This is a genomic window from Pedobacter sp. CFBP9032, assembly GCF_034045265.1.
GTDB lineage: Bacteria > Bacteroidota > Bacteroidia > Sphingobacteriales > Sphingobacteriaceae > Pedobacter.
On sequence record NZ_JAXCWE010000010.1, the window covers coordinates 104,712 to 120,855 of the forward strand.

12 protein-coding genes are annotated in these 16,144 nt (G+C 37.5%); 6 read left to right on the forward strand and 6 right to left on the reverse strand.

The window, feature by feature from the left end; all coding sequences use genetic code 11:
* The first annotated feature begins 9 nt into the window (after positions 1-9).
* The 4 genes from dnaN to SOM16_RS17520 all read left to right on the forward strand — a co-directional run bounded on the left by dnaN (position 10) and on the right by SOM16_RS17520 (position 3,385).
* Positions 10-1,134 carry a DNA polymerase III subunit beta gene (gene dnaN, locus SOM16_RS17505; protein ID WP_320465295.1) on the forward strand — a complete coding sequence of 375 codons (1,125 nt, stop codon included), beginning with the start codon at positions 10-12 and terminating at the stop codon, positions 1,132-1,134.
* Positions 1,135-1,214: 80 nt separating this feature from the next.
* The gene (locus SOM16_RS17510; protein ID WP_320465296.1) at positions 1,215-1,889 is read left to right on the forward strand and encodes a DUF4397 domain-containing protein; all 675 of its coding nucleotides are present in this window, start codon (positions 1,215-1,217) and stop codon (positions 1,887-1,889) included.
* 57 nt (positions 1,890-1,946) lie between these two features.
* Positions 1,947-2,639 carry a DUF4397 domain-containing protein gene (locus SOM16_RS17515; RefSeq protein ID WP_320465297.1) on the forward strand — a complete coding sequence of 231 codons (693 nt, stop codon included), beginning with the start codon at positions 1,947-1,949 and terminating at the stop codon, positions 2,637-2,639.
* Positions 2,640-2,698: 59 nt separating this feature from the next.
* Positions 2,699-3,385 (forward strand): DedA family protein, encoded by a 687-nt coding sequence (locus SOM16_RS17520; protein WP_320465298.1) that lies wholly within the window; start codon positions 2,699-2,701, stop codon positions 3,383-3,385.
* 59 nt (positions 3,386-3,444) lie between these two features.
* On the opposite strand, the gene SOM16_RS17525 is transcribed toward SOM16_RS17520, so the two are convergent.
* From SOM16_RS17525 to SOM16_RS17540, 4 genes are read right to left on the reverse strand one after another with little or no spacing between them, the layout of a single operon-like run.
* The gene (locus SOM16_RS17525; RefSeq protein ID WP_320465299.1) at positions 3,445-4,401 is read right to left on the reverse strand and encodes a zinc dependent phospholipase C family protein; all 957 of its coding nucleotides are present in this window, start codon (positions 4,399-4,401) and stop codon (positions 3,445-3,447) included.
* Between the two features lie 41 nt (positions 4,402-4,442).
* Entirely contained in the window at positions 4,443-5,564 is a 1,122-nt protein-coding gene (locus tag SOM16_RS17530) for a suppressor of fused domain protein (protein WP_320465300.1), read from the reverse strand.
* Positions 5,565-5,572: 8 nt separating this feature from the next.
* Positions 5,573-6,805 (reverse strand): hypothetical protein, encoded by a 1,233-nt coding sequence (locus SOM16_RS17535; RefSeq protein WP_320465301.1) that lies wholly within the window; start codon positions 6,803-6,805, stop codon positions 5,573-5,575.
* Complete coding sequence (locus SOM16_RS17540) at positions 6,783-9,152, reverse strand: DUF2339 domain-containing protein (RefSeq protein WP_320465302.1); 2,370 nt, start codon at positions 9,150-9,152, stop codon at positions 6,783-6,785. Before SOM16_RS17540 ends, SOM16_RS17535 begins: the two co-directional genes overlap by 23 nt.
* Before the next feature lie 165 nt (positions 9,153-9,317).
* On the opposite strand from SOM16_RS17540, the gene SOM16_RS17545 reads away from it, so the two are divergent.
* Positions 9,318-9,758 carry a DUF4395 domain-containing protein gene (locus SOM16_RS17545; RefSeq protein ID WP_320465303.1) on the forward strand — a complete coding sequence of 147 codons (441 nt, stop codon included), beginning with the start codon at positions 9,318-9,320 and terminating at the stop codon, positions 9,756-9,758.
* 3 nt (positions 9,759-9,761) lie between these two features.
* Here SOM16_RS17545 and SOM16_RS17550 read toward each other — a convergent pair whose 3' ends face one another.
* Together SOM16_RS17550 and dnaK are read right to left on the reverse strand one after the other, a co-directional pair.
* Positions 9,762-10,793: an Atu2307/SP_0267 family LLM class monooxygenase gene (locus SOM16_RS17550; RefSeq protein WP_320465304.1), complete on the reverse strand. Its 1,032-nt coding sequence runs from the start codon at positions 10,791-10,793 to the stop codon at positions 9,762-9,764.
* A 463-nt stretch (positions 10,794-11,256) separates the two neighbouring features.
* Complete coding sequence (dnaK, locus tag SOM16_RS17555) at positions 11,257-13,113, reverse strand: molecular chaperone DnaK (protein ID WP_320465305.1); 1,857 nt, start codon at positions 13,111-13,113, stop codon at positions 11,257-11,259.
* Between the two features lie 288 nt (positions 13,114-13,401).
* On the opposite strand from dnaK, the gene SOM16_RS17560 reads away from it, so the two are divergent.
* The gene (locus SOM16_RS17560) at positions 13,402-16,137 is read left to right on the forward strand and encodes a TonB-dependent receptor (RefSeq protein ID WP_320465306.1); all 2,736 of its coding nucleotides are present in this window, start codon (positions 13,402-13,404) and stop codon (positions 16,135-16,137) included.
* Positions 16,138-16,144: the final 7 nt, after the last annotated feature.

Genomic DNA, 16,144 nt, shown 5'->3' on the forward strand with positions numbered 1-16,144 from the left:
AATGATATCATGAGATTTATTGTATCCACATCAACTTTATTAAAACACCTACAAACTGTAAATGGTGCTTCCAGCAGCAGTACAGTTTTACCTATACTAGAAAATTTTCTTTTCGAAATTAAAGACGGAAACTTAACGATCTCAGCTACCGATTTACAAACCAGCATGACCACCTCGTTAGCTGTTGAGTCTAAGGAAGAAGGTAAAGTGGCTGTTCCATCGAAAATTTTATTAGATACCCTCAAAACACTGCCAGATCAACCAATCGCTTTTAATATCGATGATAGCACTTTTGCAATCGAAATCAGCGCTGGTGATGGTAAGTATAAACTGAGTGGAGAAAATGGTGATGATTTTCCAAAAATTCCGGTGGTAGAAAATGCATCATCTGTTAATTTGCCTGCTTCGGTTTTAACTGAAGCGATTACGAAAACCATTTTTGCAGTAAGTAACGATGAATTACGTCCGGCAATGACGGGTGTATTTTGCCAGTTATCTCCTCAGCACATTACCTTCGTAGCAACAGATGCGCATAAACTGGTTCGCTACCGCCGTATGGATAGCAAGGCAGATAAGGCAACATCATTTATTCTTCCTAAAAAAGCATTAACACTTTTAAAAGCCGCACTGCCATCTACAGATATTAATGTTTCAGTAGACTACAATGCAACAAGTGCTTTCTTTAAATTTGATAACATTAATTTGGTGTGTCGTTTAATAGACGAGCGCTATCCAGATTATGAGGCAGTTATTCCTCAAAATAATCCAAATAAATTGGTGATAGACAGGGGCTTGTTTTTAAATACCCTTCGTCGTGTAGTTATTTTTGCTAATAAAACTACGCACCAGGTAAGATTAAAAATCAACGGTAGTGAGTTAAATATCTCTTCAGAAGATTTAGATTTCGCTAACGAAGCACACGAACGTTTAAGTTGTCAGTATGATGGTGAAGATCTTGAAATTGGCTTCAATGCACGTTTCCTGATTGAAATGCTTACTAATTTAAGCGGTGATGAAGTAACATTAGAACTTTCTACTCCAAACAGAGCAGGTTTATTAATTCCTCAAACCAATGATGAAAATGAAGATGTTTTAATGTTGGTGATGCCAGTTATGCTTAACAATAGCTATTAATGTACTAAGTACTTAGTTTAAATATTAGGAATGGCTTGGTTTTTGACCAGGCCATTCTTGTTTGCAACCAAACCTAACCTATGAAACGCTATTCTAATCACCTTGCCTTTATTCTACTTTCTATCATTTTATTCTCTGTATTTGCTTCCTGTAAAAAAACAGATCCAGATCCGGTAGTAAAGGGTGAATCAAAAGTCAAACTCGTTAACGCGGTGCAAACGGAATCAATAGCGGATATTTCGATAGATGGAGAAAAAGTTTCCAATTCGACTTTAGCTTTTGCAGAATCTACAGATTATTTAAAACTGGTATCTGGTGATCGGAATTTAAAATTTACAAGTGTGAGCAATGCAGAGACAATAGGTGCTATGAAGTACACATCATCTATTACTTATACCACTTTTTTGGTAAGCAATAGAGCAGGTGCAAAAGAAATTGTATCGTACGAAGATAATTTAAGCAATACCGAAGCGGGCAAAGCAAAGATTAAGCTGATCAATTTAAGCCCTTTTTTTACCACCGGAATTAATGTTAGCGTACAGGCGGGAGCACTTTTTGTAAATGCCTTACTCTATAAGGAGGCTTCTGCTTATTTTTCTGTTGATGCAGACTTGAACCTCAGGTACAACGTTGTGGGCTCTGGAACAACGAAGACAATCGATAACTCCAACTTTGCGGCAGGTAAAATTTACACCATCTGGTTTAGTGGCAATACGGCTGCAACCATACAAGCTCATGTAATCACAGATAATTAATTGCCTGTTTTAATATGCTTTCTGCTATCTTTACGTTTTAATAGTGTTTATATATTTATGAAGGTCAATTCGTTTCTAATTCCTAAACTTGTTCTCTTAGCTTTCACTACTATATGTATCGGTGCATGTATAAAAAATGACAATTTCATCAGAGGCGATGCAAAAGTTAGAATATTCAACAATGTGATCAATGATACTTCAAGGAATTTTTTCTTTAATAATGTTCTTCTTCAAACTGCGCTCACTTACAATACCAATTCGGCCTATCTAGTTGTTGAAGGCGATAAAAATTATACCATTGAAGCTAAAAACAACATCACTTCGGCTGCAAGCGGTTCTTTAGTTTTGCGTGATAGTTTCAAGCTGGGCAAAAACTATTCGATCTACTATACGAAAGATGATTCACTGCGATCAACCGTTCCGAAGATGTTAATGTTTGAAGATGAGGTTAAACAAAATATAAATGAGGCACGCGTAATGTTCATTAATTTAGGATATACTTTAGGTTCCAACGTGCATTTCAGAAGCGAAGACCGAAAAGTAGACCTGAACTTAAAAAAAGGTGAAAAAACCGACTATATTTCCTTCCCTAACGTAGATTTTAATGCCAGACTTTACTTCAATCTCGTAGATTCGGCTACGGTAGTTGATACTATCTCCTATACTAACTTCGTTAAAGGCAGAGTTTATACCATATTATTCGATGGTACCCGTGCCGGCAAAGTTAAGTACAGAGTGGTAACAAATTAAATTTATTAATCTACCGTTAATCACTTTCATATTCATATTTTTGCCCAAAATAAAATAACTTGGATTTACTACATCAACTGCTGGATTTTATACTTCACATCGACGTTCATCTGGCTCAAATCGTTAACGATTATCAAACCTGGACTTATCTCATACTGTTTCTTATCATTTTTGCAGAAACCGGGCTGGTGGTTTTACCATTCTTACCAGGCGATTCTTTATTGTTTGCCATGGGCGCGTTAATTGCCGGAGAGCATGAAACTGGCTTAAGCATTTGGGTGATGCTGGTGATTCTGATTATTGCTGCAATTTTAGGCAATACCGTCAACTTTAAGTTGGGTAGTGTTCTAGGTGCTGGCGTTTTTAAAGAAAGTAATAAGGTCTTAAAATTAAAATACTACGAACAATCACACGAGTTTTTCGAAAAGCACGGCGGAAAGGCGATCATCTTCAGCCGCTTTTTGCCAATTTTCAGAACAATTGCACCCTTTGTTGCGGGGATAGCGAAAATGCCTTTCGGTCGTTTCACCTACTTCAACGTAATTGGCGGTGTAGCATGGATTGTTGCATTACTATTAGGTGGCTTTGTACTAGGACAAATTCCGATCATTAAAAATAACTTTGAACTTGTTATTGTTTTCATCGCGGTGGTAACTTTTGTGCCTGCAGTATGGGCTGCGGTAAAAAGCAGGTTGCAACCTAAAAAGATTGAAGAAATTATAGAAGGAGATGATGTTAAAAAATAACATCACAAGTAAATAGATTTAAAGAGGCGAGCATTGGTGTTCGCCTCTTTTGTTTTAACTTAAATTTCTCGTCCGATGATTGTACCTTTTTGATATTTCTGCTCTGTTTCCACATCTTTCTTTTTTACATCAGGCTCAAGTTCTATCTTGATCAGGTTCTTGAGTGCAGGCTGCCCGGCATCTACCCAGGCTGAAAACCAGAAATTCCCGATTTCTAATACTGCAGATCGCATCTGTTTCTCTACCATGTTATTCATTCTGTCATGATAAGCTTTAGAATACGCAAGAGAATACTGTTTCAAAACTACATTGTTGCGTTCAGAGAAGCTATATTTTTGATCAGAAGGGAAGGATGCAGTAAGTTGGGCCTCGAAGGTTAATACCGTATCAACAAGGCTGTGTGTATGCTTTAATATTTTCCAGGCTTCTTTTAAAGGGTTTTCAAGGTAGCTTGCGCGGCCGACAACGTAATTGTATTTAGTCGAGAATAGTTCTGGTAAACGACTTTCCCAAAAAGCATGAATTCCAACCTGATTGGTTAGTTGCCCATTGTGATTCGATGTAGTGTGAAGCGGAACGTGTGCATCACCAATGTAATGACCTAAATCTGCACTGTATTTTAAAATTTTAATGGAATCTCTTGTTTTAAATGCTTTAACCAGGCTAAAGTAAGTACGCTGAATCTGCCAGGGAAGTATACCGTTGTTGCTTAGTGATTTTGCTCCATATTTTGCTAAAGCATCGTTCCATTTTTCTGGAATGCTGTCAATTTTCTGCTCATAATTTTCAACGTCCAGATAGTGTCGGGGAGGTTCCAGGGTATCTGCATACCTGCGTTTATCTGGATCTACCGCATGTTCTGTAATGTATTTGATATTCTGTTTATAGAAACCAATCATGCCAGATGGCAAAGTAAAAATGGCGAGGTTGTTAATTCTTTGGTGTGCAAAGAAACCCCAGGATGTACACAGAAATAGTGGGATGATTAACGCTGTTAAAATCGCTAATCTTTTCATGCCCTAATGTAAAACAAATATTGCTAATGATTTATTCCGATCTAATTTAAATCAATCTCATTTCGGTAGATATTAAAAATTTCGGATCCTATTTTATCTAATTTTTCATGGAAAGGTTCAAATCCATTGTCCATAATATAAATTCTTTCATTTTCACTAATAGGTACCATCCATAAAATATTCACCTGACTATCCCGGTAATCATCAAGTTCTATATCAGGTAAATGAGTTAAATGTTTTACCAGTACTACCGATTTCATTTTAGTATCGCTGAGCACATTAAATGTAATAGTATGTCCATTCCCAAACCAAGAGATTCTTTTCCATGGAATGCTTGCCTGGCCGCTAATCCAACTCCCGATGAGATTAAGTTCTTCCTGAGACAGACCAGCATTTACGAGTAAGCCTAACTCTATTCTGTTAACCTCAAGAGGATGTTCGTTATACATTTCAACTGTTGGCATAGGTAGTAGTGAAAGGCCTACGGTTACAAATACATCCTTAACTTCTCCTTTTTTTAAGAATAAGCCTCTGGGTGGCCATTCATTGCCATCTATCGCGAAATATTGATCATTAATACCTAAGTTATTTTCATATTGTTGAAGTAATTGAGGTTGAATAATCTGAAATGGATCAATTACCTGATCCCACAATTGCCAGTATTCTTTTGACTTTTCAACTCTTTCTAACAAGGTATTAGAAGATTTAAGTTCCCAGCCATATTCTGCTTCTCCAACAGCATCTCTAGTATAGCCCGAAAAACCGTTTATACCTGCCCAGGATGGAATAATGGTAATAACTTGTCCCTGTTCAATTAATGCCGCCCCATCTCCTTCTTCAAACCAAACAATTTCCAAATCATTGATTTGCAAAGGTGTCTGTCCTTCCGGAAATTTGCAGTATGCTCTGTTCAACATTGGTGGAGTTCCTTCTTCCAATTGTTTTAAATCCGTCTCAGGCGGGGCTTCATCCAGATTTCTGATCCAGCATGCTTTAACCCCGAAATCTGAATCCTCATCACCCCACAAATAAAAATAGGCAACTTGATTATCCTGCTCAACAATGGCAGTAATCGGACAACTCGGACTTCTTAACTCTATGAGTACTTTTGGCTCTTCTCTCTTTGGAGAATCTGAACCAAATAGTTTTTTTAAAAAGCTCATTTAGTAATTTAATTTTTTAACATTTTAAAAGAAAACCAGCCTAGAAGACCAATAATAACTACCATTAAAGCCCAAAGCCAGAGTTTATTTTCAAATAATGGTTTTTCCGTTTTAATAGCATAGGCCGGATTTTTTTCTTCTTGCCCAACAGAAACTGAAGTCAGGTTTAAGGGAATTTTATTCTCAAATTTTTCAATTTCATAACTTGGTGCGGTTACCATTTCATTGCCGTAATAAATGGAATAATTACCCTTAGGGTCATCAAAGCGTGCTAGAATCTCATATACATTGCCTTTCATTTCCAGATGACTAATACGCAAGGGCTTGTTGTCGTTATTTTGAATGGTTATTTTGAGTTTTGAGGTAATGGTGTTGGGAAAGGTAAATGCAGCATCTTCTAACGAACTGATTGTACCATCATAAATCTGTGCATAGTTATACTGCATCCCTTTTTCGCTTTTAAAGCTGTCTATTGCTGCTTCAATTTTGAAAGAACGATAGAAGTCAAAATCACTTTGTGCTTTCAATTTCAAGTACGAAAGGGGTACAGGATTCTTTAAGTTGACATCTATTATGGTTTCCTTGTGTACAGCATCATTAGATAAACGATAGTTTAAAGCATTGGCTTCCTTATAAATTCCACTAATGGTATCTGTTTTGTTCAGCTTGGCCGAGATCAAATCAGGTTGAATGCTACTTTTAATCGCAATCCGGAAATATTGATATTTGGAATCTGGAAACTTCAGTGTGGTAAACTGATAGTCTGTATCATTATTTTTAATTGATAGTATCCGATAATTTTTTAAAATGCCGAACCACTCTTTATTGTTATTGCTGCCCTCTAAAATTACCTGCCAATCAAAATTGGTTTGTTGAAAATTCAGTTCGATTTGATTAATTGTATTTCCTCCAGGTGATTGAAAGGTGTAATAATAACCACTGTTGTTCGCGCTTTGATTAAGCTGTTTAAAAGAAATTTCTTTGGTATTAACCTGGTCAGCGCGTTGTTTAAGCAAATAAGGCACCTCAATGGTATCTTTTCCGCTTATGCCGTAAATCCGAAGATCGTTAAAACCTGCATTTGCATTTTTATAAAGTTCATCTGGCAGGGAGATGCGATGCCAGATCGTATTTACACCCGTAATTTGCCTCTTAAATTTATAAATATTGGTCTGCGCATGCGTTGTTGCAACGTAGACAAGCAATAATAGGAGCAGCTTAATCTTCTTTTTGAACATCATCTATTATTAAATGTTTGTATTTATTGTAAAGGAAGGAAATGATGAGTAACAATATCCCCAGTGATACAAAAACGATCGTTTTGGAAATGGTACTCAGGTAGGACATATCGTAAACAAAAAGCTTTATCAGCGTGATGCCAAACAAAACCATGGCGCCAATGCGTAAATGTTTTTTGTTTTTCGCTATGCCCAAACCAATCAGGAATAATGAATAAATACCCCAAACTATACTTAAGCCGAGTTTGTAGCTATCTGTTAAACGTGATAACGATAAAATGTTAATTAATTCACTGCTGATGATCCACAATAAAGAAATGTAAAGCAGGTAATCGAACATGACTGTTAAATCTTTTTTCAAAAGATCTGATTTCATTAGTTTATAACACTGAAAAATTAACAATGCAAAAAAAGCAATGCTTAAATAACGGATGCCGATATTAAATGAACTCACATTGAAGTAGCTACTCTCATTAAATAAGTACCCATCTCTAAGCTCACTTAAGTTATACAAGCCATGAGTCAGATAGGCAATTATCGTAATTAAGCTAATGATTAGGTTGGCTACAGCAAGTTCTCCGTTCCTGAATTTTCTGATATTCACAAATGTTAATAACGATACAAAGAATAAGGTGTAGATATAAGTCCAGGCCGTTTTAAGTTGGTCGTAATTATTATTGTATATGTATTCTGCATACTCTTCCTTAACGGTAGGCGTGGCGTTAATCCTTGTAAGTTCACTGAGGTTGTTAAAATATTTGGAAATTTCTATGCTAAAAGTTAAATAAGTAACTAACAATAAAACTGATGGGATAAAATAACTGAGGATTTGTCTCATCCATATCCATTCCAAAGGTTTTTCCATCGATTTTTTTCCAACAAAATATATCCAGGTAAAGCACGAAATAAAAATAACAGCGGTTAAGAAACCAACATTAAATATCGGGGTGACATTAGTATCATAAGAATCTATTCGGACACTCCAGTCCTGGATCAAACTAAAGAATGCCAGAATGATCAGCGGAAAAGAAAGTTTCTCGTAAATGGCAATTGCTTTTACCCTGCCAAGATAGAACAATATGGAGGCTTCAATCGTCCAGAAAATAGTTACCCAGCCACCATCCAGTTGAACAGGAATAGCCATGGTGATGAAGGTAATTACTGTCGCAAGAATGAGGTAGAAAAGATTTCTATCAGCCAATTTTCTTTTGTAAATAATCACACTTACCACAAAGTGAATGATGGCATTTGCCAGCGTAAACAAACCCAGTAATTCCACACTGTTTTTATTTTGAGAAAGGATCGAATAGCCAATTACGTAATAAATAAAGGCGTTTAAAAGAATCAACGCCACATCACTTAAACCAAATATTTCTTGTTTGCTTACTTTGTATGCGAGATTGGTAACGTAGAACGTAATAAAGAAAACACCAGAGAATAACAATGACAAAAGAAAGAATGGGTTTTCGTTAGGTAAATTCATCCTCCAGGAGAGAAAAATGATCCAGGTTAGGACAAAAGATGCATACAGCAAGGGTTTCCAGAATTTTTTGAAACTGAGTATTAAAATGCCGATGTTAATGATCGCCATGTAGGTAAAAAGGACGCCAACCTGCCCGGAGCCGTTGCTTAATAAAAAAGGGACACCATATGCACCAACGAGTCCTATGTGTGCAATAACCTGCTTGTCGTATTTGATTGCTGCAACAACAGTAAATGAGGTAAAAATCACCATCAACGCAAAGGCAAGAGGCTGGGGAATGAGTGAATAAAAATCGTAAGCGGCATAAGTGATGAAGTACATAATCGCGATAGCGCCACTAACCAGCACAGCTGAAAAATTCTCATATTTGTTTTTTAGTTTAATGGCAAAAGCCATCAAACCTGCACCCATAGCATAACCCAATACAATTCTGGTAAGTGGACTAATCATTTCGTGATCAATGGCATACTTTGCACCAATGGCTACCCCAATAATTAAAATCAGAATACCGATTTTGCTAATCAGATTTTCTCCGATAAACTTTTCAAAATCAGACTTAACCAGGTTTTCTCGCTTAAATTTCTCGGCAAAGTTTGGCTCCTTCTGATCATTCTTAGGTGGCGGAACAACAGCGGGCCTGGCTGGTAATGGCCTAATAGATGAAACTTCTGGAATAGACTGATCTGCGATTGGAGCGGGTGGAATATTAAGCACATTCGTTTTTTCTATTTCTAGGCTATAACCCGGAGATTGTAATGCCCTTACTTCTTCTCTTAAGGCTGTGATTTCTTCTTCAAATCCCTGTTGCCGAATTAGCAAATTCTCGAGCTTAATTAACAACAGATTCAATTTTTTCGAATCATCCATTCTATATTTCTAAGTGCGTTATATTTTTTAAATATAGGAATGAAATTAAAAACTAAAGAATTAATGTAAATGGATACAGGATGGAGGCCGACAGTAATCGGCGCAATAAAGGAATTTGATTCAAGCTTGTTAAAAAAATAATATCTTTGAGATGAAAAATATACTATGGAAATTTCTTGTCCGATATCTGCTGAACGAGTAAATGAAAATGTGGTCAGAATTATTGCTTTTATGGTTGCAGTAATAGCAATGTTCTGTTTAATTTTTTCAAACTATTGGGCTATGGTATTTTTATTGCTTGATTTTGCAGCAAGGGCATTTAGTGCTGGTAATCTAAGCCTACTGAAGTTGGTTTCCGTTCAAATCGCCAAAACTTTAGCCTTAAAACCAAAGATGAAAGACCTGGCACCAAAAAAGTTCGCCGCAACTTTAGGCTTTGGATTTAGCTTACTGATTACGGCGATGTTTTTATTTAATTTTTCTATTGCGGCAATGGCTTTCACTTCAATCATGATTGTTTTTGCCCTTCTGGAAAGTTTGTTTGCAGTTTGTGTGGGCTGCTATGTTTACAGCTTTATTCAGACTTTTAAAAGGGCAAAAATTTAAATTTTATTTCTGCAACGCTTTCCTTACTGCTGGTGCGATCTGATTCCCGAAAATTTCAATGGATTTCATCATAGCTGTATGAGAGGGGCCGCCAACATCCATATGTGCAGAGAAACGCGTTAGACCAAAGGTTTCTTCCATGGCCAGGATTTTATCTACCGATTCATTTGCATCGCCAATAATCAAAGCGCCATTGGTACTTCTTCCGGCTTCAAACTGGTTTCTCTGGAATGGTGCCCATCCACGGGTTTTGCCAATTCTATTCATCTGCGCAGAATATAATGGAAAGTAGTAATCTGAAACCTCCTGACTGTTTTCTCCAAATAACGAGTGCATGTGTACGCCAACCTCAAATTTTGCCATATCATGACCATAAGCCTGGTATACTTTTTTGTAGTAATCAAAAAGGGGCTTAAATTGATTGGGCTGTCCGCCAATAATGGCGAACATTACGGGTAAGCCTAATCTTCCTGCCCGTTCCACTGATTCTGGTGTTCCCCCAACGGCTACCCATATTTTCAGATGATCATTCACTGCTCTGGGTAAAACTTCCTGATTAACCAGGCTGGCTCTGAACTTGCCCTTCCAGTTAATTTTTGGTTCGCTGTTTATTTTGAGAAGCAGTTCTAGTTTTTCTTCATAAAGTTCATTATAGTCTTGCAAATTATAACCAAATAGCGGAAATGATTCAATGAAACTTCCACGGCCAGCCATTAACTCGGCTCTGCCATTTGAGATTAGATCTATGGTAGCGAAGTTCTGATACAACTTTACCGGATCAGATGAGCTTAACACCGAAACGGCGCTGCTTAATTTAATGTTTTTGGTAACGGTCGCCGCTGCGGCCAGAATAATTTCCGGGCTGGAAACGGCATAATCAGGCCGATGGTGTTCGCCAATGCCGTAAAAATCCAAACCCACTTCATCCATGAGTTTAATTTCTTCTATAATTTCCTGAAGTCTTTGTTGTGCGGGTTGAATTTCTCCATTTGCATTGATTTGCAAATCTCCAAACATGCCAATACCTAGTTCCATAATTACTAAAATTTGTTAAACAAAGTTAAGATATTGTGAGTTGATGGCATTTGATTTATGGTAAGAAAAGATAGTTTACTAAATTGGAGATCTTTGTTAATTAACCGCAAAGGACGCAAAGTACAGCAAAGGTTTAGTTGATGAGAAACATAGAAGCTTCTAAAATAACATCATCGAACTTTGTATTTAACCGCAAAGGGCGCTAAGTTTTTCGCAAAGTACCGCAAAGGTTTAGTTAATGAGAAACATAGAAGGTTTTAAAATAACATCATCGGACTTGTTTTTAACCGCAAAGGGCGCAAAGTTTTTCGCAAAGTACCGCAAAGGTCTAATCGACGAGAAACATAGAAGCTTTTAAATATAATATCATCGGACTCAGATTACGGACTTTAGACTCAAGACTTGAGATTTTAGACTACGGACTCAGGACTAAAGACTACGGACTCAAGACTAAAACCCACCACTACTCTATCTTCTTTCCCTTCATTGCTGTCGAAATCGCGGCATCCATCACACGTTCGGCAAAGGGGCGGGTGAATTCATTTAATTCATCAGCTTTTTTAAGGATCGTGTCTTTATCTGCATCGGCTAAGGCCGTTCTTAAGGCTTCAATATGAGTTTTCGTTTCCGAAATTTCAGTTTCTGTTAAATGTTCAGCATGTTTTTGAATGAAACGTTCTGCAGTGTAAAGCAATTGTTCGCCTTCGCTTCTGGCTTCAATCAACATACGTTGTTCCACATCACTTTTCGCATGAGTAATGCTATCAATCAGCATTTTCTCCACGGTATCGTCACTTAAACCGTAGCTAGGTGTAATTTCTATTTCTTGTTTCACTCCAGAACGGAGTTCGATGGCTTGAACAGTTAAGATGCCATCGGCATTTAACAGGAAGTTGATGTCAACTTTTGGCAGGCCGGCAGGCATGGCAGGAATTCCCTTTAGCTCAAATTCAGCAAGTTTACGGTTTTCCTTCACTAAATCACGTTCACCTTGATAAACTGAAATTTTCATGTTCACCTGTCCGTCAATAGAGGTCGTGTATTGTCGTCCGGCCTTCGTTGGAACTTTACTATTTCTGGCGATGATTACATCCATCAAACCACCCATGGTTTCGATTCCCAATGAGAGTGGCGTAACATCGAGCAATAAAATGTCAGAGCGGTTTCCGGCCAGTACATCAGCCTGGATAGCGGCACCAAGGGCGACAACTTCATCGGGGTTAATATTATCCTGTGGACTTTTGCCAAAGAAATTTTCCACCTGCTGTTTTACAAAAGGGGTACGGGTAGAGCCGCCAACTAAAATCACTTCATCAATATCTGCGGCAGTTAAATCAGCATCTTTCAATGCATTTTTGCATGCTGTGATGGTTTCCTCAACTTTGGAAGAAATGAGTTGCTCAAAAGTTTGCTTATCCAATGTACACCATATTTCACCAACTTTTTCATTATATAAATTTTGCGTTGATAAAGCTTTTTTCGCCGCTTCGGCCTGTAAGCGTAAGGTTTGCATCAGAATATTATCTTTTGCCAACACTTTAATGTCTAAATTATTTTTTTCTATCCAATGGTTTAAAATGGCATTATCAAAATCATCACCGCCTAAATAAGTATTCCCATTTGTAGATAATACCTCAAAGATTCCATTTTGAATTTGAAGGATAGAGACATCGAAAGTTCCGCCACCTAAATCGTAAACAGCAATAGTTTTTTGTTGTGAAGGATCTAAGCCTATGCCGTAAGCTAAACTAGCTGCGGTTGGTTCATTTACGATGCGCATTACGTCTAAACCGGCAAGTTTACCGGCATCACGTGTGGCCTGGCGTTGACTGTCATTAAAATAAGCAGGTACGGTGATAACTGCCCTGTTTACAGGTGTTTTCAGTGCGTGTTCTGCTCTTGCTTTCAACTCCTTTAAAATTTCTGCTGATAATTCAATAGGTGTATAAAAGCGGTCTCCAGCCTGGATTTTTACCAGGGCATCACTGTCATCATCAATAATTTTGTATGAAAAAGTAGCCGCATGATCGGCAACATCTTTATAAGAGCGACCTAATAATCTTTTAACCGAGAAAATTGTATTAGCAGGGTCAGTAGTTAAAAATTCCTTCGCCTCGTTACCTACAATGGCTTCATTCTGGCCGTTAAAATAAACTACAGATGGTACCAATAAGCCCTTGCCGGCATCGTTTATAACTTGTGCATTTTTATCAGGATTAATAAAGGCAACTAAACTATTTGTAGTGCCCAAATCAATGCCAACTATAATTTCTTCTTTCTGAAACGAACCTGTAGCAAGGTTAATTGATATTTTTGCCATGGGAACAAAAATATGATTTTTAACTAAAGGTTATGTCATTCATTTGTTAGCAAGAATATCCGGTCATTATAGGGGGATTAACAGTCAAATTAATTCTTTACTGCATTTTAATTTCTTTAATCACTGAAAATTAATGTTTGTGATTATTTTTAGTTCGATAAATTAAATTTTATAGTTAAAATGATTGCCTTGGTTTGTAGTTGGTTTGTTTTATTGGTATTTGGTTGATATGTAGGGTGTAAAAATCAGAATTTAACCTATATTGCTTCTATAATCTATTTAAATACTATGAAAAAACAATTACTTTGCATTTTTATTTGGGTTTTTATGCTCCCAATTGTCTCTTTTGCACAGAATGTGATCAAAGGAAAAGTTAAATCAACCAAAGGAGATGGCGTAATCTCTGCTACTGTTAAAGAAAAAGGAACAACAAAGGCTGTGGTTACCGATCAAAATGGAGACTTTCAAATTTCAGTTGCAGATCAAGCCACTTTAATTATTAGTGCCATTGGCTATGAAACGAAAGAGGTTGTGGCATCAAATGGATCACTAACCATTACTTTGGCAGAAAATACGCAGAGCCTGGGCGATTTTGTAGTGGTTGGAACGCGTGGTAAAGGTCGTTCTTCTATTTTGACTCCCGTTCCGGTAGATGTAATTAAAATTAACCAGGTAAATATGCCAACTGCTAAAATGGATTTAACTTCCATTTTAAATTCAGCTTCTCCATCGTTTAATTTTAACAAACAAAGTGGTTCTGACGGTGCTGATCAAATAGATTTGGCTACGCTAAGGGGCTTAGGTCCTGATCAGACTTTGGTTTTGGTAAATGGCAAACGCCGCCACCAAACTGCTTTCGTTGCCGTTTTTGGCACCAGGGGAAGAGGCAATTCTGGAACAGATTTAAATGCGATACCTGAGTCTTCTATAGATCGTGTGGAGATTTTAAGGGATGGGGCTTCGGCACAGTACGGATCTGATGCAATCGCAGGGGTAATCAATTTGATATTGAAAAAGGATGTTGGTGTTTTAAGTGTAAATACAGGTTATTCCGGCTATTATGATCCTAGAAATAATACCCATTATGCAAAGGAACTTGGGCAATATCGCCATGCTGGTGCAATAGACGGGAATGCTTTTTCTTTAGGTACTAATTATGGGGTTGCACTGGGTAAAAACAATGGTTACATTAACTTTTCCGGAAACTTCTTTGCCAATGGTAAAACCTTTAGGCAAAACTTAAATACTGATTTAAGCACAGAAGATGGTCTTCCCATAAATACGGTAAGAAGAGCTACCGGAGATGGGTCCGTAACATCCGGCGGATTGATGTACAACATGGAATTGCCTGTAGCCAATACCAAAACTGTTATTTATTCATTTGGTAGTGGAAATTTTAAGGCTTCTGAATCATTTGCCTATACCAGAAATTTATCAGAAAGACCAGAACGTTTTCCTGATGGTGTTGCCGGAAATCCGATTTTACAAACCACTATAGACGGGGAAACGTATTTTGATCCGCTAATTCAGACTAAAATTCTGGATTTATCTTTTGCGGCAGGGGTAAAGGGAATCTGGGGAAATGACTGGAATTGGGATTTGAGCAATACTTTAGGTCGCAATAATTTCCATTTCTATGGTGATCAAACTTTTAATGCGTCTTTAGGTGCTGGTAAAACCCATTTTGATGACGGCGGATTTTCGTTCCTGCAAAACACAGTTAATTTTAATTTAAGTAAAGCGATACCAGATGTTGCCTCTGGATTAAATTTGGCTTTCGGTTTGGAGCATAGGTATGAAAACTACCAGATCAATGCAGGAGAACCGGATTCTTACGCGAATTATAACTCCAATAAAGCTACCGGAGCTCAAGGTTTTCCAGGTTACCAGCCAGCCGACGAAGTGAATGCAAGCCGATCGAATGTTGCGGCTTATGTTGATGCAGAATTAGATGCAACTGATAAATGGTTACTTGGTGTAGCCGTAAGGGCCGAAAACTACAATGATTTTGGTTTCACTAGTAATTATAAGTTTGCTACCCGTTACAAACTAACCAATAACTTTAATGTACGGGGATCAATCAGTACTGGTTTCCGTGCCCCATCATTACAGCAAATTAATTTCAGCAATACTTTCACTAATGTTCAGGGTGGTAATGTTTTTGAAGTTAAGATTGCACCTAACTATAGTCCGATTACCAAAGCAGCAGGAATTCCAGATCTGAAACAGGAAAAATCTGTTAATGCTAGTCTGGGTTTTTCCTGGAAGCCAGCACCTGCGCTTACCGTAACATTGGATGGTTATCGCATTAACATTAAAGATCGAGTGGTGCTTTCTGGTCAGTTTGATGAAAGTATTCCGGCGTTGCAACCCATTTTAAATCAACTCAACGTTTCGCAGGCACAGTTTTTTGCAAATGCAGTTAACACTACAAATTATGGTTTGGATTTGGTGGTAGATTACAACAAACGTTTCGATAATAAGAGCATCAGGGTCCTATTTACAGGGAACCTTAATCACCTAAATATCGATCAGATCAATATTCCAAATGCCTTGAGTGCTACTTATGAGAATCAACAGGCTTTTTTTAGCGACCGGGAGCAGGCATATATTAAAGCATCCGCTCCTCCTGTAAAACTAGGTTTGAATTTAGATTATGGTTTCGGCAACTGGATGCTTGGAACGCACTTTCTATACTATGGAAAAATTTCTATTTTAGGTTATGGTTATGAAAATACTTATCCGCCATTGGTAGCGCTTGATAATGATCCTAATTCGAGGGTGCTGGAACAATTTAATTATTCGGGCAAAATGGTAACCGACCTTTATGGATCATACAAATTTTCAAAAAGAGTAACCATATTTTTTGGGGCAGATAATGTGTTTAATATCCACCCGGATTATGGTTATGTGAAAGGCGCAAAACTATCAGCTTACGATGGTGAAACAGGTGGTGCCTGGGATGCCGTTCAAATGGGCTTTAACGGTCGGAGATTATTTACTAAACTTGCCTTTAATTTCTAGCAAACCA